This window comes from Streptomyces sp. NBC_01003 (genome assembly GCF_045162695.1).
GTDB lineage: Bacteria > Actinomycetota > Actinomycetes > Streptomycetales > Streptomycetaceae > Streptomyces.
The window spans coordinates 2,578,452-2,596,235 of record NZ_CP108707.1; the positions used below are offsets into that span (position 1 = coordinate 2,578,452).

The following is a 17,784-nucleotide window of genomic DNA, read 5'->3' on the forward strand; positions in this document are numbered from 1 at the left end:
GCGGGCCCGCCCCCTCTCCGTTGCCGCGGACGCCCGTATCGCGGGCGTTGGCCTCCGGACGCCGACCCCGGCCCCGCGCCGCACCAGGCGGTTTGCTGGTGCGACGCGGGCTGCTCGTACGATGTCCGCGAGTACGTTCGGGCCGGCGCACGGAGGGAGGGGTGAGGGTGTCGGCTACAGCCGATTCGCGACGTCGTGTCCGCGTTGCGCCCGGCCAGTTCCTCCCCGCCGGAACCCCGTCCACCACGCCGACCAGCACGTCTTCGGCCCGATGATAGGTTCAAACGCGTGATATCGACGGGGCCACTGAGCCGTGCGGCGCTGAGCGGAGTCACCTTGGCGGGTGAGCGCAGACGCGTCGGACTCGTGCTGCCGTCCCGCGAGCCGCTCGACGTCTTCGGTGTGTACGGGCCTCTGCTCGGCACCTTCGCGTAAGGGCTCGGGGAATGACGCAGAGCGACTGGCAGAACAACGTACTGCGGGACCTGCTCAGGCAGACCCAGGCACAACTGGGCGGGGAGGGCGGCGAGATGACGGCGTCGGACATGTCAAGTTCCGAGGTAGCGGGGCGAGGCGCCGGGGCCGAGGGAGAGGCGGAGCCCTCAGCGGCGCCTCCGCCCGCCACCGGGCGCGCACCGCTTCCGCGCCGGCGCCCCAATACGTCTCCGTCACCGGACGCGGGGCCTGGCCCGTCGCCCTCACCGCCGCTCGACCCGGACGACGACGCTGCGGGTGAGCCGTTTTCCCCCACGGCCACCCCGGCGCCGCGCCGGACGGCGTCACTGGCGGCACGCCTCGCGGCGGGCCGAGCGGACCGACCGACTCCGCCGACCGGCGCGGACGCGGTACCGGTCGCGGCGGCATCAACGGACGCCCCCGTCGACGCCCCGCCGACCCCAAAGCCCCTGGCGCCACAGCCCGGACCCGGCAGCACGGGCACGTCACCCCTACCGAACGTGTCCATCGAGATCGACAAGAAGGCCACCCCGACACCCGCGCCCCCGCCCTCGCCCTCGCCCTCGCCCTCGCCCCCGCCCTCGCCCTCGCCCTCGCCCGACATCACGGACGCCGTGCCCGTCCTGGCGGCAGCCGCCCACTCCCCGGCCCCGGACGCCCCAACCCCCGTCCCGCAAGCCGACATCAGGGACGCCGCACCCACCCCCGACGCACCCGCCCCACCCCCGAACCCCCCGGCCTCCCATCTCCCCTCCGCCCCGCCTCCCTCAGGACTCCCCGCCCCCTACACCCCCGCGCCCGCGCCCGCACCGACCCCCCAGCCGCACGCGCCCGCACCCCACCCCCCGGTCGCCCCCAACCCCCGCTCGCGGAACACCCGGCTCCCCGCCTTCACCCCCGAGTCCGTCCCCACCGTCGACCCACGGCTGGCCGGGGCGCTCGGGCGGTCTCAGCACGGGGACACCGTGGCCAAGCGCACGGGGCATTCGCTGCGCAGGCTCGCCTCGTCCGCCGCGCCGGGAGTGTCCGAAGAGACGCGTCTCGCGCGGGAGGTGCAGCAGCCGGTGGCCAACGGCCGGGTGGTCGCCGTGACATCCATCCGCGGCGGCGTGGGCAAGACCACCGTGTCCGCCCTCCTCGCCCGCACCCTCAACCACTACCGGCACGACCCGGTGCTCGCGCTGGAGGCGGACGCCGCACTCGGCACGCTGCCCGTGCGGCTGGGCGCCGAGTCGGTGCGCTGGTCGTGCCCCGACCTCGCGCAGATCCTCAAACCGTCGATGCGACTCACCGACGTCACCGGCTATCTCGTGCCGGTCACCGACGGCGGCTGGCTGCTGCCGGCGAGCCAGGGCCGTGTCGGCGCCCCGCTGGACATACGTACGTACCGGACGGTGTCGCTCGCGCTGCGGCGCTACTTCGCGGTGACGGTCGTGGACTGCGAGACGCTGCCGGGCGAGGTGGCGCGTACGGCGATGGACACGGCGCACGCGCGCGTGGTGGTCGCCCCGATGACGGTGGAGGGTGTGGGCGGCACGCGCGTGGTGCTCGACTGGCTGGCGCAGCTCCCGAAGGCGGCCCTGGCCAGTACCGTCGTCGCGCTCACGTCGAGCGCGCCCGACATGACGCTCGACCTGAAGGCGGCGACCGCGCATCTGCGCGAGACGGGGGTCGCCGTGGTGCACCTGCCGTACGACCGTCATCTGGCGGCGGGAGGCCCGATCCGGACGGCGCTCCTGTCGGAGGCGACCCGCCGCGCGGCCACGAGTCTGGCGGCCGAGGCGGTGCAGCGGGCGGCGAGGTAGCGGCGGCGCGGCAGTTGGACGTGCCGCTCCCCGCGAGCCCGGCATGTTCCGAACGAGAGGCCTATATGAGCAGGGCGATGAACAGGGCGACGGGAGGGACGACGAGGCCTGCGGCCATCAGCCAGCCCGTCCTCTCCGTCGTCTTTTCGGCAACCTTGACACAGAGCGGTGCCACCAGGGCGAGATAGAAGAACAGTGGCACGACGATGATGCCAAGGCCCATGATGACTCCTCGAGTCCTTTCGGTCGGGCGTCCGAGGCCGCTCGGCCGCCGCCGCAGTCCATCACGTCGCACTCGCCGTAGCTGTCGCCGCCCCCGCCCCCGGAACGAAAGGCCCTAGGCACCCGCCCGCGCATGGGAGTAGCTTGCGCTGCCAATGGTTTAGTCCTGAGCCGCCGCCACGGAAGAGGACCCATGCAGGAGTTCACCGTCCCACGCCTCGTCGAGCCACTGCGTTCGGGCGGGCTCGCCGACTCCGTGTTCGCGACGGCCGAACGCGAGCCGAGACGCCTCCAGTTCTCGCGTCCGGGCGACAGCCATGGCGGGGGCACGTGGATTCCGGTCACCGCCGGCGCGTTCTGCGACGACGTGCTCTCCGTCGCCCGCGGCTTCCTCGCGAACGGGGTCCGTCTCGGTGACCGCGTGGCCCTCATGTCCCGCACCCGCTACGAGTGGACGCTCCTCGCGTACGCGCTGTGGACCGTCGGCGCCGAGGTCGTCCCCGTGTACCCCACGTCGTCCGTGGAGCAGGTCCGGTGGATCCTCCAGGACACGGGCGCGACCGGCATCGTCGTGGAGAACGAGAACCACGCGATGACCGTGGCCGCCGCGTACGGCTCGCAGAATGCGCTCACGCGGATCTGGCAGCTCGACAGCGGCTGCGTGGCGGCGCTCGCCGACGACGGGGTGGGCGTGGCCGACGAGGACGTGCACCGGCAGCGCGCGGCCGTCGCCCCGGAGAACCCGGCGGCCATCTGCTACACCTCCGGCACCACGGGCCGCCCCAAGGGCTGTGTCATCACGCACGCGAACCTCGCGTCCGAGTGCGACAACCTGCTGGCCGGCTGGAGCAGTCTCCTCGCATCTCCCGGCGAACCCCCGTCGCTGCTCGCGTTCCTGCCGCTGTCGCACTGCTACGGCCTGATGGTCGTCGTCGGTTCGGTGCGGGGCGGTGTGCATGTGGCGCACCAGCCCGACCTCTCTCCCGAGAGCCTCCTGCCGGCGCTCGCGTCGTTCCGGCCCACGTTCATGTTCGGGGTCCCGTACATCTTCGAGACGGTCCTCGCCAGGTCCCGTGCGGCCGCGCAGCACGCGGGTCACGGCACGTTGTTCCGCAGGGCGGCGCAGGTCGCGGTGCGGTACGCGGAGGCGGCGGAGCGGCAGTCGCTCGGGCGCGGGCAGGGGCCGGGGCCGCGGCTCAGGCTGCGGCACGCGGTGTACGAGCGGCTGGTGTACGCGAAGCTGCGCGCGGTCCTCGGCGGGCGGGTGCGGCACGCGGTGTCGGGCGGTTCGCCGCTGTCCCGCGAGACGGGTCTGTTCTTCGCGGGCGCCGGCATCACGGTCCACGACGGTTACGGCCTCACCGAGACGACGGCGGCGGTGACGGCGCAGCCGGTCGGCGCGGTCCGCTTCGGCACGGTGGGCCGGCCGCTTCCCGGGTGTTCCGTGCACATCGCGGGCGACAGCGAGATCTGGGTCCGCGGCGATGTCGTGTTCTCGGGTTATCTCAACGACCCGAAGGCGACGCGAACGGCGCTGCACGGCGGCTGGTTCGCGACCGGGGACCTCGGACATCTCGACGACGGCTATCTGGTCATCACCGGCCGCAAGAAGGACGTCATCATCACGAGCGGCGGCAAGAGCATGTCGCCGCTGGTCCTGGAGGAGGAGCTGCGGAGCCACCCGCTGATCTCGCAGTGCGTCGTCGTCGGCGACAACAGGCCGTACGTGGCCGCGCTCATCACCCTCGACCCGCAGGCCCTGCACCACTGGCAGCGCCTCAAGGGCCGCGCCCCGGCCGAGCCGGGCACGCTGACCGACGACGAGGAGCTGCGCGCCCAGATCCAGCGTGCGGTCTCTCGGGCGAACACGCGGGTCTCGCGGGCGGAGTCGATCCGTGAATTCCGCATCCTGCCGGGCGAGTTCACACCGGACACGGGCCTGCTCACACCGTCGCTGAAGCTGCGCAGGAGCGCGGTCCTCGCCGCGTACGCCCAGGACGTGGAGCGGCTGTACACGCCCCGCGCGGCGGCGTCGTTCGCACGGGAGCCGTTCGGCCGGCGCTGACCTTGCCCGTATCACGCGTCGACCACGGCTCGATTGCCTCATCCTCAACGGTCGGATTCGGGAAGGCGGGGGATCGAGGGACGCACGGGTGGCGCACACGGGGTTTCGGGGGTGCCGCAGGGGGCGGCGGACACCTGGCGGGTACGGATACGCGGCGCCGTAGGCACGCCCGTCGACGCCCTGCTCACCGCCTTCGACGTGACATCGCCGGGCGTCCCCTGATCCTCCGCCTTACGCCGTCTCGCCCGCAGGGCCGGTCGTGAGCTCCACGCCGAGCAGCCGTCGTGCCCGCTCCTGCACCGGCCTGTCGACCATCACGCCGTCGACGGCCGACACCGCGTCGCCCGCGGCGAGCACCTTCCTGGCCCAGGCCAGTTCCTCGTCCGTCGGCGCGAATCCCGCGATCACCGCAGGGAGTTGCTTCGGGTGGATGCACAGTTTGCCTCCGAAGCCGAGCCGTCGGGCGTGCCGCAGGTCCCGCGCGAGGGCGTCGGCGTCGTCGAGCGCGGTGGTGACGCCGTCCAGCGGGGGCGCTACACCGGCTGCGGCGCACGCCATGACCAGCCGGGACCGCGCATACGCCAGCGCCAGGGTGTCGTCGTGGCGCACGCCCAGCTCGGTGGCGAGGTCGACGCTGCCGAACGCCGCGCGGACGACGCCGGGCGCGCAGCACACGTCGAGGGCGCGCTCGATCCCGGCCGCCGTCTCGACGAGCGGGATCACGGCACAGACCTCCGCGATCCGTGCGATCACCTCGGGGTCCTCGGCCTTGGGCAGCATCACCGGACAGCCGAACGCGGTGACGAGGTCCAGGTCGGCGTCCCACCAGGGAGTGCCCGGCGCGTTGATCCGCACCACCGCGTCCCCGCCCCGCGCGAGCCGGTCGGCGGCGTGCCGGCGGGCCGTGTCCTTGCCGTCCGGCGCGACGGCGTCCTCCAGGTCGATGATCACGGCGTCGGCCCCGGCAGCGGCCGCCTTCTCGAACCGGTCGGGTCGGTGCCCCGGTACGAAGAGCAGGGTGCGGGCGGCGGCGAGGCGGGCGCGATCGCGGCTCAGGCGCTCGAGGTCGGCGAGTTCGGGACGCGCGAGGACAGCACTCGCAGGTTCGACTCCGCTGCGTTCGGCGCTCACTCGAAAGTCACCTCCGCCGTCGCATGCCGCTCGTCGCGGCGCGTGGCGATCCGCAGTCCGGCCGACCCTCCGTCGTCCGCCACCTCGCCCAGCGCGCACACCTGCTCGCCCGCGAACACGGGCTTGCGCAGCCGGTACGAGAGCGTACGGATCTCACGCTCCGGGGCCTCACGGCGGGCGAGTTCCAGCATCAGCTGGACGAGGAGCGGCCCGTGGACGACGAGCCCCGGATAGCCCTCGACGTCGCGGACGTACGGCTCGTCGTAGTGAATGCGGTGGGCGTTCGCGGTCAGCGCGCTGTAGCGGAACAGCAGGGTCGGCGAGGGACGCAGGATCAACTGCCAGTCGGCATCGGACGGTTCGGCCTCGCCGAGGTCGAGGCCGAAGCCCCCGCTCCGTCCCTCGTTCTCTCCGACGCGGTAGACGAGGTCCTGCTCCTCGGTGACCCTGGTCTTTCCTTCCTGCACAATCTCATGACGGACTGTCACAAACGCCATCTCGCCGGTGCGGCCGCGCTTGATCTCGACCTTGGCGAGGGAACTCGTACGCCGGGCAGGCACGCCCACCCGAAGCGGCGCGATGAACTCCGCGCGGCCGCCGGCGAACATGCGCCTGCGGTCCGGCAGGGGCGGCAGGAAGTGGCCGTGCGCGGGGTGCCCGTCGGCCCCCAGCTCCCGCTGTGCGGGCCATTCGAGGAAGTGCAGCCAGTGCCACAGCGGCGGCAGCGGTTCCCCCTTGCCGGCCACGGTCGCCTCCTGGTCGAGGACCTGACTCAGGGCTGCGACGGGCGCGGCGGCGACGGGATCGTCGAGGGTCACGGGCGCCGGGGACCAGGCGTCCAGATATCGTGCGAGCTCGAACTCGCCCTGGGATGCGTCTGGTTGGGGCATGGTTCTCATTCTCCTCCGATGCGTTGCGAAACGGGTGCCGCGGAAGCCACCGGGGCCGCCGCCGCGTCGTGCAGGGTCTCCAGCGACCGGCCGCGGGTGTCGACTCCGAAGAAGAACACGGTGGCCGTGGCGACCAGCCAGCATCCCGCGATGAACACGAACACGGCGACGTAGCCGAGCCCCGGCGTGGTGTAGATCGCCGCTACGACCAGCGGCGCGATGACGTTTCCGATCCGGCCGACACCGTTGCCGAGCCCGGCGCCCGCCGTGCGCAGGCGGGTCGGGAACACCTCGGGGGTGTACGAGTAGAGCACCGCGATGAACGTCTGGCTGAGCGCGGCGACGAGCGTGCCGAACACGACGACGGCCACGACGGACGAGCTGAGCCCGTACCCGATGCCGAGCACCGCGACCACGAGACCGAGCACCACCGCGAGGTGCTTGCGCGGGTAGCGGTCGATGAACGGCCAGGCGAGGAACGCGCCGGGCACTGCCCCGATGGTGGTGACCGCGGACATCGTCATGCTCTTGGCGAAGTCCTGGCCGTGGTCGGCGAGCAGCGTCGGCACCCAGGACTGGAACCCGTAGAAGCCGACGAGCCCGAAGAGCCACAGGACCATCAGGGCCACGGTGTCGCGCCGCTGGCCCGCGGCGAAGAGTTCCGAGAACCGCGGCCGGTCCACCGGAGCGGGAGGCACCGCGAGCGCGTCGGCGGACGGCTCCCAGTCGGGCACGAAGGCGCGCGTGACCTGCACGGCTTCGGTGGTCCGGCCGCGCGCGAGGAGCCAGCGCGGCGACTCGGGCAGGCGTATCAGGAGCGGTACGAGCAGGATGCCGAGGGCGCCGATGACGAAGAGGGCGCGCCAGCCGCCGGGGTCGTCGGCGGTCAGGCCGCGTGCCGTGAACGCCACGACGGGGATGCCGATCAGGCCGGTGCCGAGCGCCGTCGCCTGGGCGCGGCCGCGGCGCGCGGCCGGAGTGACCTCGGAGAGGTAGGTGATCGCGACGGAGGTCATGGCGCCGAGTCCGAACCCGGTCGCGAAGCGGGCCGCGGCCATCGCGCCCACGTCGGTGACCAGCGCGTTGCCCACGGAGGCCGCGGAGAAGAGCACCACGGAGCCGGCCATGACCCGCCGCCGGCCCACATGGTCGGCGAACCGGCCGCCGAGGATCGCGCCGGCCGCCATGCCGGCGAAGGCCAGGGCGGTGACGAACGCGACGTCGTCGACGGTGAAGAGGTGCGCCCGGCGGATGGCGGGCGCGGCGAACGCGAACGTGTTCAGGTCGGCCAGGTCGAAGAAGAACATGGCGCTGACGGTGAGCAGCACCCGCCGGTGCAGAGCACCGTGCCGGGCGCCGCTGAGCGCGGCGAGCAGGGGATGCGCATCGCCCATGCGAGACCTCCGGGGGGACAGGCGGTTGGACAGCCGGTGGGCAGGCGGATCGCCAGGTGCCCGGACGGGTGGCTGGACAGCCGATTGATGTGGCCGCCTCAATGGCGGATTGTGCCGTACAAAACGCGGCCCAGCGTCCGCCCCGCCGGGCGTCCAGTCAACCCCCCTGGGGTGAAGTCGCATGTGAAAGCTTTAATTTGCCCTGCGGTGGCGGCGTTGACGGCCCCGCCATTTGGCCGTACAAAGTAACCACGCAGTGCAGGACACGTACGAAGGGAAGCCATGCCGGCCATCGCGGAATCGCTCGCCGAGTGGGCGTACGGATACGAACCCGACGCCGAGGACCTGGCGCTCGCCCGCCGCTCCCTCCTGGACACGGTCGCGGTCACGCTCGCGGCGCGGGACCACCCGGTGAGTGCGCTGGCGGCCGAGCTGCCGGACGCGGCACGCTGGGCCGCGGTCGGGCACGTCCTCGACTTCGACGACCTGCACATCGAGTCCACGACACACATCAGCGTGGTGATCGTCCCCGCGGTCCTCGCGGCGGGTGGCGACGCGCGCGCCTATCTCGCCGGGGCCGGCGTGATGGCCCGGCTCGGCACGCTGCTCGGCTGGTCGCACTACGCGGCCGGCTGGCACGCCACGTGCACGGCGGGCGCCCCCGCGGCGGCCGTCGCGGCGGGCGTCGCCTGGGGCCTCACTCCCGAGCAGCTCGCGACGGCCATGGCGCTCGCGGTGCCCGGCGCGAGCGGGGTCCAGGCCGCGTTCGGCACCCACAGCAAGTCGCTCCAGGTCGGCTTCGCGGCGGAGGCGGGGGTGCGGGCGGCGCGCCTCGCCCGGGCCGGCGCCACCGCCGACCCGCAAGCGGTCGACGCGTGGCTGAAGCTGGTGGGCGCGGAAGGATCGGACGGCACCGAGGGAGGGGTACCCCGGACCGGCGGCCCCGCCGTCCCCGGTGGCCTCGCCATCAAGATGTTCCCCTGCTGCTACGCGATGCAGCGTCCGATCGCGGCGCTGCGCGACCTGCGCGCCGAGTGCGGCCCCGGCGACGTCGAGGCCGTGCGCGTCACCACCCCCGGGGCCACGATCCACCCCCTCATCCACGACCATCCGGAGACAGGCCTCGAAGGCAAGTTCAGCCTCCCGTACGCGGTGGCGACGGCCCTGCTCGACGGGTTCCCCGGCTTCGGCGCCTTCACGGACGAGGCCGTGGGCCGACCCGAGGCGCGGCGCCTGATGGCCACGGTCGGGACGGAGCGCACGGAGGGCGGTGCCGGGCTCCTCGACGGCGAGGTCGACCTCGCGGTGACGCTCACCGACGGCCGGGTCCTGCGGTCCGCCCTCGCCCATCCCCCGGGCTCACCCCGACGTCCGCCGACAGAAGGGGAGTTGGTGGAGAAGTTCGTCGCGTGCGGCAGCGACGTACCCGCTCTGCTCAAGGACACGACCTGGGAGTCGGCCCGCGCCCTGCTCCTGACCGAACTTCCCGGGAAGGCCCCCGCATGACCGATCCGCTCCCCCTCGAAGGCATCACGGTCGTCAGCCTGGAACAGGCCGTCGCCGCACCCTTCGCCACCCGCCAGCTCGCCGACCTCGGCGCCCGCGTCATCAAGGTCGAGCGCCCCGGCGGAGGCGACTTCGCCCGCCGCTACGACACCACGGTGCACGGCCAGGCCAGCTATTTCGTGTGGCTCAACCGCTCCAAGGAGTCCCTCACCCTGGACCTCAAGTCACAGGAGGGCCGGGACATCCTGGAGGAACTCCTCGCGGACGCGGACGTGTTCGTCCAGAACCTCGCGCCGGGCGCCGCCGACCGCATGGACCTCGGCCCGGCCGCGCTCCAGGCCCGCCACCCGCGTCTCATCCCGTGCACGATCAGCGGGTACGGCACCAGCGGCTCCTGGTCGCAGCGCAAGGCGTACGACCTGCTCGTGCAGTGCCAGACGGGACTGCTCTCCATCACGGGCTCGCCCGACGAGCCCGCTCGCGTCGGCATCTCCGTCGCCGACATCTCGGCGGGCATGTACGCGTACAGCGGCGTCCTCACCGCCCTCTACACGCGGGCCACCACCGGACGCGCGCCCGCCGTCGAGGTATCCCTCTTCGAGGCGCTCGCCGAGTGGATGAGCCAGCCCGCCTACTACACGCGCTACGGCGGTACGCAGCCGCCGCGCATCGGCGCCCAGCACGCCACGATCGCGCCCTACGGACCGTTCACCGCCTCCGACGGGAAGGAGGTGCTGCTCTCCATCCAGAACGAGCGCGAGTGGCAGGCACTGTGCTCCACGGTCCTCGGCCGTCCCGAACTCACCGACGACCCCCGCATGGCCACCGGAGCCGACCGCGTCGCCCACCGCGACGAGGTCAACGCGGCCGTCTCCGCGCGCTTCGCCGAGCTCGGCAGCGAGGACGCCATGGCACTCCTCGACAAGGCCGGTATCGCCAACGCGGGTGTGAACTCCATCGCCGAGTTCCTCGCCCACCCTGCCCTCGCCGAACGCGACCGGTGGCGCGACATCGCGGTGCCGGGCGCGCAGGGACCCGTACAAGCACTGCTCCCCCCGGCGGACCTCTCCGGCGTCACCCCCCGGATGGACCCCGTCCCCGCCGCGGGAGAGCACACCGAACAGATCCTCCGCGCGCTGGGCCGCAGCTCCGCCGACATCGAGCGGCTGCGCGCGCAGGGCGTCATCGACACCACGCACGACCACGAGCAAGGAGCGTCCGCGAAGTGAGCACCCTCGACACCCTCTCCTCCGACGAACAGCTGATCGTCGAGACCGTGCGGAACTTCGTGGACCGCGAAGTCAAGCCTGTCGTACGGGAGTTGGAGCACGCCAACACCTATCCTGAGGCACTCATCGAGCAGATGAAGGACCTCGGCATCTTCGGCCTCGCGATCCCCGAGGAGTACGGCGGCACGCCCGTCTCCACGCCCTGCTACGTACTGATCACGGAGGAGCTGGCGCGCGGCTGGATGAGCCTCGCCGGCGCCATGGGCGGCCACACCGTCGTCTCCAAGCTGCTGCTGCACTTCGGCACCGACGAGCAGAAGAACCGTTACCTGCCGAAGATGGCGACCGGCGAGATCCGCTCGACGATGGCGCTCACCGAGCCGGGCGGCGGCTCCGACCTCCAGGCGATGCGCACGGTCGCGCGGCGCGACGGGGACTCGTACGTCGTCAACGGCGGCAAGACCTGGATCACCAACTCCCGCCGCTCGCAGCTGATCGCGCTGCTGTGCAAGACGGACCCGGCGGCCGAGCCGAAGCACCGCGGCATCTCCATCCTGCTCGCCGAGCACGGCCCCGGGCTCACCGTCTCGCGCGACCTGCCGAAGCTCGGCTACAAGGGCGTCGAGAGCTGCGAGCTGACCTTCGACGACTACCGCGTCCCGGCCGGCGCACTGCTCGGCGGCGTCGAGGGCAAGGGCTTCGGACAGATGATGAAGGGCCTGGAGACCGGCCGCCTCCAGGTCGCCTCGCGCGCGCTGGGCGTCGGCAGGGCCGCGTTCGAGGACGCGCTGCGCTACGCGCAGGAGCGCGAGACGTTCGGCGAGCCCATCTACAAGCACCAGTCGATCGGCAACTACCTTGCCGACATGGCGACGTCGCTCACCGCGGCGCGCCAGCTCACCCTGTACGCCGCCCGCGAGGCGGACGCGGGCCGCCGCGTCGACATGGAGGCGGGCATGGCCAAGCTCTTCGCGTCGGAGGCGGCCATGGAGATCGCCCTCAACGCGGTCCGGATCCACGGTGGCTACGGCTACTCCACCGAGTTCGACGTCGAGCGCTACTTCCGCGACGCGCCCCTGATGATCGTCGGCGAGGGCACCAACGAGATCCAGCGCAACGTCATCGTGCGCCAGCTGGTCTCCCGGGGCGGTCTGGACGTCTGACCTGCGCACCGTCTTGTACGGCCATTAGACTCACGGCACAGGCAGGGCGGTGAACGGCAGACATGACGCGTACGACACGCACAGAGCGGACGAGGGGGACACAGATGGCGGCCCCCGGGCGTGACAGCGCCTATGTACGCCTCGCGCGCGAGCTGCGCGAGGCGATCCTGCGGCACGACTACCCCGAGGGTGTGCGGCTGCCCACCGAGGCGGAGCTCGCCGCCTCCCACGGGCTCAGCCGCCAGACCGTGCGGCGCGCCTTCCAGGACCTGGTCACGGAGGGTCTGGTGCACCGGGTCCCGGGGCGCGGCACGTTCGCGGCGCCCCGCGAGGAACAGTATCTGCGGCAGTTCGGCTCGGTCGAGGACCTCATGGCGCTGTCCCTCGACACGACGATGCGCCTGGTGTCGCCACTGCGCCGCCGCGTCGACGTGGACGCGGCGGGCAGGCTGCGCGTCGGCTCCGACCGCGTGGACCACCTCTCGTTCCTGCGGCTGCACGAGGACACCCCGTTCTGCATGACGACGGTGCATCTGCCGCCGGACGTGGGCGCACTTGTCGCGGACCGACCCGAGCTGACGGAGGCCGGCGCGGACAGCCGCGTCACCGTCATCGGCCTCCTCGACGGCCGCCTGCCCGAGCCGATCGCGGAGGCGGAGCAGTCCGTCACGGTCGCACTCGCCTCGGCCGAGGTGGCGGCGCACCTGGACTGCCCGCCGCAGCATCCGCTGCTCCGCATCGACCGCCTCTACCTGTCGGCGTCGGGCCGCCCGGTCGAGCTGGCCGTCAGCCACTTCCTTCCGGAGCACTACTCGTACCGGGTGCGGCTGCGCCGCCATCCGCGCTGAGGCACGTATGGCGGCCGGCGGGCACTCACGGGCCGCCTCAGAGCGACGACGCCACCGTCAGCCCCTCCAGTACGGCTTCCTCCACGGTCCGCGGTGACACGCAGTCCCCCGCCATCAGGACCTCGCCCACCCGTCCGTCCGCCAGACCGGCGAGCTCACCCACGGGGTCGTGCCCCTGGGCGAGGACGACGGCCGCGACCCCTTCGATGATCACCGGCTCCTCGGTGAGGGTGTGCTGGAAGTACGCCGTGTCGGCGTCGGCACCGTAGGGGCGCACCGTCGGCACGGTCTCGACCCCGGCCCGCGCGGCCTCGGCGAGCATCGACGCGCGCACGTACTGCTGAAGATGCTCGCCCGCGCCGAAGCCGGTCGTGCACAGCGTCACCTTCCGTCCCTGGCCCGCGAGTCGGACGGCCACACCGATCCCGATCCAGTCGCCGCGCCAGTCCGCGACGACGATCCGGCCCTTGGGGACGTCGGCGGTGCCGCGGACGACGTCCCAGGCGTCCAGGACGACGGGGTCGTCGAGGAGTTCGAGGGCGGGCCGGCGCGGAACCGCTCCGGTCGCGACGATGAGCGTGTCCGCCTGTTCACGGTCGAGCAGTTCGGCGTCGACGCGGGATCCGGTGACGATCCGCGCCCCGGCCCGCCGCGCCTCGCCCTCCAGGTTGGTGATCGCGCCGCCGAACTCGGCGCGTCCCGGGAGGAGTTGGGCGAGAAGCACCTGTCCGCCGATGCGTCGTCCCGCCTCGTGCAGGGTGACGTCGTGCCCACGGGACGCGGCCACGGCGGCGGCCTTGAGCCCGGCGGGTCCGCCGCCCGCGACGAGGACCTTCCGGCGCCTGGCGGGCAGGGGCAGCCGCGTGAACCGGCGCTCCCTGCCGGTCTCGGGGTGCTGGATGCAGGAGATCGGATAGCCGCGCTGGAAGTGACCGATGCAGGCCTGGTTGCAGCCGATACAGGCGCGGATCTCCTCCGTGCGGCCGTCGCTCGCCTTGCCCGGCATCTCGGGGTCGCAGATCAGGGCGCGGGTCATGGCGCAGGCGTCGGCCTGGCCCTCCTTGATGATCTGCTCGGCTTCCTGGGGCTGGTTGACGCGCCCGGCGACCATGACCGGCACGCCGACCGCCGCCCGGACACGCGCCGCGATGGGGGCGGTGTATCCGGCGGGCTGTGTCATCGGGGGCGCGATGTGCACGGCGCCGGAGATCGTCGCCGACGACCCGGCACAGACGCTCACATAGTCGACGAGACCCTCGCGGTCCAGCCGGGCGGCCGCCTCGACGGCGAGCTCGGCGGTGAGGCCGTCATGGCTCAACTCGTCGCCGGAGATACGCAGTCCGGCCACGAAGTCGGGACCGGTGTGCGCCCGTACCGACGCGAGGGCCTCGCGCAGGAACCGCAGCCTTCCTTCCGCGTCACCCCCGTACCCGTCGGTGCGCACGTTGACCTGCGGGTTGAGGAACTGGGCCGGGAGGTAGCCGTGGCTGGCGACCACCTCCACGCCGTCGAGCCCGGCGGCGCACAACCGGCGGGCGGCCTCTCCGTACCCGTCGACGACTTCGCGTATCTCGGTCTCGGTCATCGCGCGCGGCATCACGTGGAAGCGCTCGCTGGGCGTCGCCGAGGCCGACCAGGCGACGGGCGCGGAGCCGTCGCGCGACTCCAGGATCTCGCGTCCCGGGTGGAAGAGCTGCCCGAAGACCTTCGCACCGTGCCGGTGCGCAGCCTCGGCGAGTCGCCGGTACCCGTCGACACACGAGTCGTCCGTGGCCATGAGGACATGCGTCGTGTACCGCGCGGTCTCGTGAACTCCCGCCACCTGTACGACGATGAGCCCGACGCCACCCTCCGCGCGCGCCTCGTGATAGGCGACCAGATCGTCGGTGACCTGCCCGCCCTCGACGAGGACCGTGTCATGACCGGAGGACAGAACGCGGTTCTTCAGGGTCACACCGCCGATGGCGAGCGGGCTGAACAGGTGCGGGAATGCGGTCGACGTCATGGCGCGGTGCCTCCTGTGAACTGTGGCTCGGATCAGTCGAGTTGGGGGAGAGAAGAACAGCTCAGTCGCGTACGCCGAGGACGGAGCGGGCGGTGGCGAGGATGACGGAGGCGTAGCCCTCCGCCCCCATGCCACTGCCCGACGCCACGGCCATGTCGCAGCCGTCGACGGCTGCGAGCACGGAGCGCACCGCGACGTCGATGGGTGCGACGGGCACGAACTTCCCTGCCGCGACGCCCGATTCGGCGATGCCGAGGACGAGCTCGCGCCAGTCCTCGTGGGCGCGGCGCACCCCGTCGCGCAGCTCGGGCCTGCGGGCGGCGCTCGCGCAGAACTCGGTCCAGGTCGCGCATCGCCGCTGGAGGTCGGGGTCGTCGGCCAGTTCGCGTACGAGGAGTTCGAAGCGGCGCCATGGGTCGGGCTCGGCGGAAGCACCCTTGCGCCAGCGGGCGATGAGCTCGCCGATCGACCACTCGAAGGCCTCGCGGAACAGCAGGTCGCGGGTGTCGAAGTAGTGCTGGAGCAGCCCGATGGACACGCCGGCGCCGCGCGCCACGTCCCTCATGCGTGCCGCGTCGAAGCCGCGTTCGGCCATGACCAGTGCGGCCGACCGCAGAATCCGCTCGCGCTGCACCTCGCCCGCGTCGCCACCGCTCTCCTTCTCCCCCATGCCCGCCCCTCGTCTCTGTGCCGGTCGCTCCGGACCCGGTCGCCCGGGAACCGGCCCCTCTGGAATTGGCCACTGCCGGACCCCTATCCCGGCCAACAATAACGAATTATTGTGACCGCCGACACAGCACAGCGGCATCACTTTTCGCCGTGCCGGACCTTCTCCCGTCAGCCCCCCGACCGAGACAGGTGGCCCTCTTGAGCCAACAGCTGCACAAGTCCCTGACCTGGCGCGACGGACTCGCCATCGCCATGGTGATCCCCAACGGCCTGCTCCTGACGGTGGGTTACACCGTCGGCGCGATCGGAGGCTGGACGGCGATCACCATCTGGTGCGTCGGGGCGCTCGTCGCGTTCGCGCAGAACATGCTGTTCGCCGAGACGGCCGCGATGTTCCCCGGCATGTCCGGCGGCATCAGCAGATACGCCACCGAGGGCTGGAAGCGCTACTTCGCCCCGCTGGGCGCCGTGGCGTCGTACGGCTACTGGATCGGCTGGTCGTTCAGCATCGCGGTCAACGGCGCGGCGATCGGCCACCTCATCACCGCCCAGTGGTTCCCGCACGCCCCGTCGATCCCGTTCCCCGGCCACCGCATCGGCCTTCCGGAAGCGCTCGCGGTCCTGGCCATCGCCGGCGGCTGGGCCTGCAACTACTTCGGCGCGCGGCTGGCCGCGAGCGTCTCCAAGGCCGTCGCGGCCCTGGTGATGTGCGGCCTCGCGGTGGTCGTCATAGCCCCGTTCCTGCGCCCGGGCAGCTGGGACGCGTCACGCCTGACCTGGTACCACGGCGGCAGCTGGATGACGCTCATCGTGTGGTTCTACGTCACGGCCTGGACGACGTACGGCACGGAGATCTGCGCGTCGTTCGCGCCCGAGTACCGCGACACGGCGCGCGACACGGCGAAGGCCCTGCGGCTGACGTCCCTCATCTCGCTCGGTGTCTTCTTCGTCGTCCCCCTCGCGACGGTCGGCAGCGTCGGCGAGGCGACGCTGCGCTCGGACCCGGTCGGCGCGTTCGCCACCGCGTTCACCCAGGCGCTCGGCGGCTTCTCCGACGTCGGCGTCCTCATCCTGATCGTCTCGATGTTCTTCGGCATGGTGTCGTGCACGGCCGACGGGGGCCGGGCGCTGTACGGCCTGGCGCGCGAGGGCATGACCGTACGACAGCTCGACAAGGTGAACCGCTGGGGTGTGCCGGGCCGCGCCCTCACCCTGGACGCGCTCGTCAACGCGGCGATCGTGGTTCTGCTCGGCGAGCCCCTGAGCATCCTCATCGCCAGCAACTTCGGCTACCTGGTGGCCATGACGCTCGCCGTCGCCGGCTTCCTGCTCCTGCGCAAGGACCGCCCCGACTGGCCCCGCCCGATCCGCCGCGCCCGCGCCTGGATCCCGGTGGCCTGGGCCCTGGTGGCGTTCAACGTCGTGATCGTCTCGGTGGGTGTCACCCACCCGTCCCTCGCGGGCTACGGGGGCGCGACGGAATCCTTCCTCGCGGTCGGCATCCTGCTGATCTCGGTGGTGCTGTACGCGTACCGCAGGGTGGTCCAGGACGGGCAGCGCATCGCCTGGCGCATCGAACCGCCCCTGATGCCGGAGGACGAGGCGGCCCCTCAGCCCCCGAACTCGGCGACCGCCCGCCCCACGATCCGCTCCAACCGGTCGTGATGGGCACCCCGCCAGTACACACGCCCGCACGCACGGCACTGGGCGAACACGTCGTACGTTCCGCGCGTCCCGCCCTCAAGCAGGTCGGCGACGTCTTCCTTACGGGCTTCCTTCAGCAGCCCGTTGCAGGCGGTGCACCGGGTCCAGGGGCGCAGCTCGGGCGTGAACCGGCCCAGTACGTCGCGTAGTTGCTCGTCGGGCCGGTCGCTGTAGACGTACGCGCCGGCCCACAGCTCACGCCGCCGTAGCAGCCCCCGGTCCCGGCTGAGCATGACGCGCCGCTCGGCGGCGGAGCGGGCCGCCAGCGCGGGGTCGCCGATGTCCGTGGACTCGTACGCGGAGTCGACCCCCAGTAGCCTCAACCGCCGTGCCAGCGTGCCGAGATGGACGTCGAGCAGGAACCGCAGCGGCGCTCCCTCGACGCGCTGCGGCCGGACGACGGCCCGGACCTCGACCCGCTCCCCGGCCACGGGAACGTGCCGGACGGCCACCTCGCACCCGTCCACGACCAGCGCCCCGACCTCCGTCAGCGGCACGCCGAGCGACTCGATCACGTGCCCCAGCGTGGACACGCCGTCGGTGACGAGCGGAACGGCCGCGCCCCCGCGCCGCGCATGCGGAACGAACAGCTCCAGCTCGGGCACGACACTGACGACGATCTCCGGTCCGTTCATCGGCTCAGGATGCCATGGGCGCCGCGGCGGGGACCTGGGGTTTTCCCTCGCACGTGGCGGGG

At 72.4% G+C, this 17,784-nt stretch carries 15 protein-coding genes; 8 read left to right on the plus strand and 7 right to left on the minus strand.

Annotation, left to right across the window (positions count from 1 at the left end; all coding sequences use genetic code 11):
- Positions 1 to 288: 288 nt before the first annotated feature.
- Both OG698_RS11945 and OG698_RS11950 read left to right on the plus strand, forming a co-directional pair.
- Positions 289 to 435: a hypothetical protein gene (locus OG698_RS11945; RefSeq protein ID WP_406103061.1), complete on the plus strand. Its 147-nt coding sequence runs from the start codon at positions 289 to 291 to the stop codon at positions 433 to 435.
- 521 nt (positions 436 to 956) lie between these two features.
- On the plus strand, positions 957 to 2,261 hold the full coding sequence (locus tag OG698_RS11950; protein ID WP_406103062.1) for a type VII secretion protein: 1,305 nt from the start codon (positions 957 to 959) through the stop codon (positions 2,259 to 2,261).
- 61 nt (positions 2,262 to 2,322) lie between these two features.
- On the opposite strand, the gene OG698_RS11955 is transcribed toward OG698_RS11950, so the two are convergent.
- Positions 2,323 to 2,484, minus strand: a complete 162-nt coding sequence (locus OG698_RS11955) for a hypothetical protein (RefSeq protein ID WP_406103063.1) — start codon at positions 2,482 to 2,484, stop codon at positions 2,323 to 2,325.
- A 192-nt stretch (positions 2,485 to 2,676) separates the two neighbouring features.
- On the opposite strand from OG698_RS11955, the gene OG698_RS11960 reads away from it, so the two are divergent.
- On the plus strand, positions 2,677 to 4,548 hold the full coding sequence (locus OG698_RS11960; RefSeq protein ID WP_406103064.1) for an AMP-dependent synthetase/ligase: 1,872 nt from the start codon (positions 2,677 to 2,679) through the stop codon (positions 4,546 to 4,548).
- A gap of 231 nt (positions 4,549 to 4,779) precedes the next feature.
- Here the strand turns inward: OG698_RS11960 and OG698_RS11965 are convergent, their stop codons facing one another.
- From OG698_RS11965 to OG698_RS11975, 3 genes are read right to left on the minus strand one after another with little or no spacing between them, the layout of a single operon-like run.
- Positions 4,780 to 5,679 (minus strand): HpcH/HpaI aldolase/citrate lyase family protein, encoded by a 900-nt coding sequence (locus OG698_RS11965; RefSeq protein ID WP_406103065.1) that lies wholly within the window; start codon positions 5,677 to 5,679, stop codon positions 4,780 to 4,782.
- Positions 5,676 to 6,569: a MaoC family dehydratase N-terminal domain-containing protein gene (locus OG698_RS11970; protein WP_406103066.1), complete on the minus strand. Its 894-nt coding sequence runs from the start codon at positions 6,567 to 6,569 to the stop codon at positions 5,676 to 5,678. The genes OG698_RS11965 and OG698_RS11970 overlap by 4 nt, the downstream gene beginning before the upstream one ends.
- A 5-nt stretch (positions 6,570 to 6,574) precedes the next feature.
- Positions 6,575 to 7,963, minus strand: coding sequence for an MFS transporter (locus OG698_RS11975; RefSeq protein WP_406103067.1), 1,389 nt, complete (start codon positions 7,961 to 7,963; stop codon positions 6,575 to 6,577).
- A 282-nt stretch (positions 7,964 to 8,245) separates the two neighbouring features.
- Between OG698_RS11975 and OG698_RS11980 the strand changes: the two genes are divergently transcribed.
- From OG698_RS11980 to OG698_RS11995, 4 genes are all read left to right on the plus strand, one after another.
- Positions 8,246 to 9,469 carry an MmgE/PrpD family protein gene (locus OG698_RS11980; protein ID WP_406103068.1) on the plus strand — a complete coding sequence of 408 codons (1,224 nt, stop codon included), beginning with the start codon at positions 8,246 to 8,248 and terminating at the stop codon, positions 9,467 to 9,469.
- Positions 9,466 to 10,698: a CaiB/BaiF CoA transferase family protein gene (locus OG698_RS11985; RefSeq protein WP_406103069.1), complete on the plus strand. Its 1,233-nt coding sequence runs from the start codon at positions 9,466 to 9,468 to the stop codon at positions 10,696 to 10,698. The genes OG698_RS11980 and OG698_RS11985 overlap by 4 nt, the downstream gene beginning before the upstream one ends.
- Positions 10,695 to 11,861 (plus strand): acyl-CoA dehydrogenase family protein, encoded by a 1,167-nt coding sequence (locus tag OG698_RS11990; protein ID WP_406103070.1) that lies wholly within the window; start codon positions 10,695 to 10,697, stop codon positions 11,859 to 11,861. Before OG698_RS11985 ends, OG698_RS11990 begins: the two co-directional genes overlap by 4 nt.
- A gap of 104 nt (positions 11,862 to 11,965) precedes the next feature.
- Positions 11,966 to 12,709 carry a GntR family transcriptional regulator gene (locus tag OG698_RS11995; RefSeq protein WP_406103071.1) on the plus strand — a complete coding sequence of 248 codons (744 nt, stop codon included), beginning with the start codon at positions 11,966 to 11,968 and terminating at the stop codon, positions 12,707 to 12,709.
- 37 nt (positions 12,710 to 12,746) lie between these two features.
- Here the strand turns inward: OG698_RS11995 and OG698_RS12000 are convergent, their stop codons facing one another.
- Positions 12,747 to 14,714, minus strand: a complete 1,968-nt coding sequence (locus tag OG698_RS12000) for an FAD-dependent oxidoreductase (RefSeq protein WP_406103072.1) — start codon at positions 14,712 to 14,714, stop codon at positions 12,747 to 12,749.
- A 61-nt stretch (positions 14,715 to 14,775) separates the two neighbouring features.
- The gene (locus OG698_RS12005) at positions 14,776 to 15,384 is read right to left on the minus strand and encodes a TetR/AcrR family transcriptional regulator (RefSeq protein WP_406103073.1); all 609 of its coding nucleotides are present in this window, start codon (positions 15,382 to 15,384) and stop codon (positions 14,776 to 14,778) included.
- A 197-nt stretch (positions 15,385 to 15,581) separates the two neighbouring features.
- Between OG698_RS12005 and OG698_RS12010 the strand changes: the two genes are divergently transcribed.
- A complete protein-coding gene (locus OG698_RS12010; protein ID WP_406103074.1) occupies positions 15,582 to 17,048 on the plus strand; it encodes an APC family permease in 1,467 nt (488 codons plus the stop codon).
- On the opposite strand, the gene OG698_RS12015 is transcribed toward OG698_RS12010, so the two are convergent.
- Positions 16,994 to 17,722 (minus strand): Mut7-C RNAse domain-containing protein, encoded by a 729-nt coding sequence (locus OG698_RS12015; RefSeq protein ID WP_406103075.1) that lies wholly within the window; start codon positions 17,720 to 17,722, stop codon positions 16,994 to 16,996. The genes OG698_RS12010 and OG698_RS12015 overlap by 55 nt on opposite strands.
- Between the last annotated feature and the right edge of the window lie 62 nt (positions 17,723 to 17,784).

Bases quoted from the DNA above. Each gene is read 5' to 3' on its own strand.
- OG698_RS11955 (WP_406103063.1), bottom strand. From the start codon at position 2,484: ATGGGCCTTGGCATCATCGTCGTGCCACTGTTCTTCTATCTCGCCCTG.
- OG698_RS11960 (WP_406103064.1), top strand. From the start codon at position 2,677: ATGCAGGAGTTCACCGTCCCACGCCTCGTCGAGCCACTGCGTTCGGGC.
- OG698_RS11970 (WP_406103066.1), bottom strand. From the start codon at position 6,569: ATGCCCCAACCAGACGCATCCCAGGGCGAGTTCGAGCTCGCACGATAT.
- OG698_RS11975 (WP_406103067.1), bottom strand. From the start codon at position 7,963: ATGGGCGATGCGCATCCCCTGCTCGCCGCGCTCAGCGGCGCCCGGCAC.
- OG698_RS11980 (WP_406103068.1), top strand. From the start codon at position 8,246: ATGCCGGCCATCGCGGAATCGCTCGCCGAGTGGGCGTACGGATACGAA.
- OG698_RS11985 (WP_406103069.1), top strand. From the start codon at position 9,466: ATGACCGATCCGCTCCCCCTCGAAGGCATCACGGTCGTCAGCCTGGAA.
- OG698_RS11995 (WP_406103071.1), top strand. From the start codon at position 11,966: ATGGCGGCCCCCGGGCGTGACAGCGCCTATGTACGCCTCGCGCGCGAG.
- OG698_RS12000 (WP_406103072.1), bottom strand. From the start codon at position 14,714: ATGACGTCGACCGCATTCCCGCACCTGTTCAGCCCGCTCGCCATCGGC.
- OG698_RS12005 (WP_406103073.1), bottom strand. From the start codon at position 15,384: ATGGGGGAGAAGGAGAGCGGTGGCGACGCGGGCGAGGTGCAGCGCGAG.
- OG698_RS12015 (WP_406103075.1), bottom strand. From the start codon at position 17,722: ATGAACGGACCGGAGATCGTCGTCAGTGTCGTGCCCGAGCTGGAGCTG.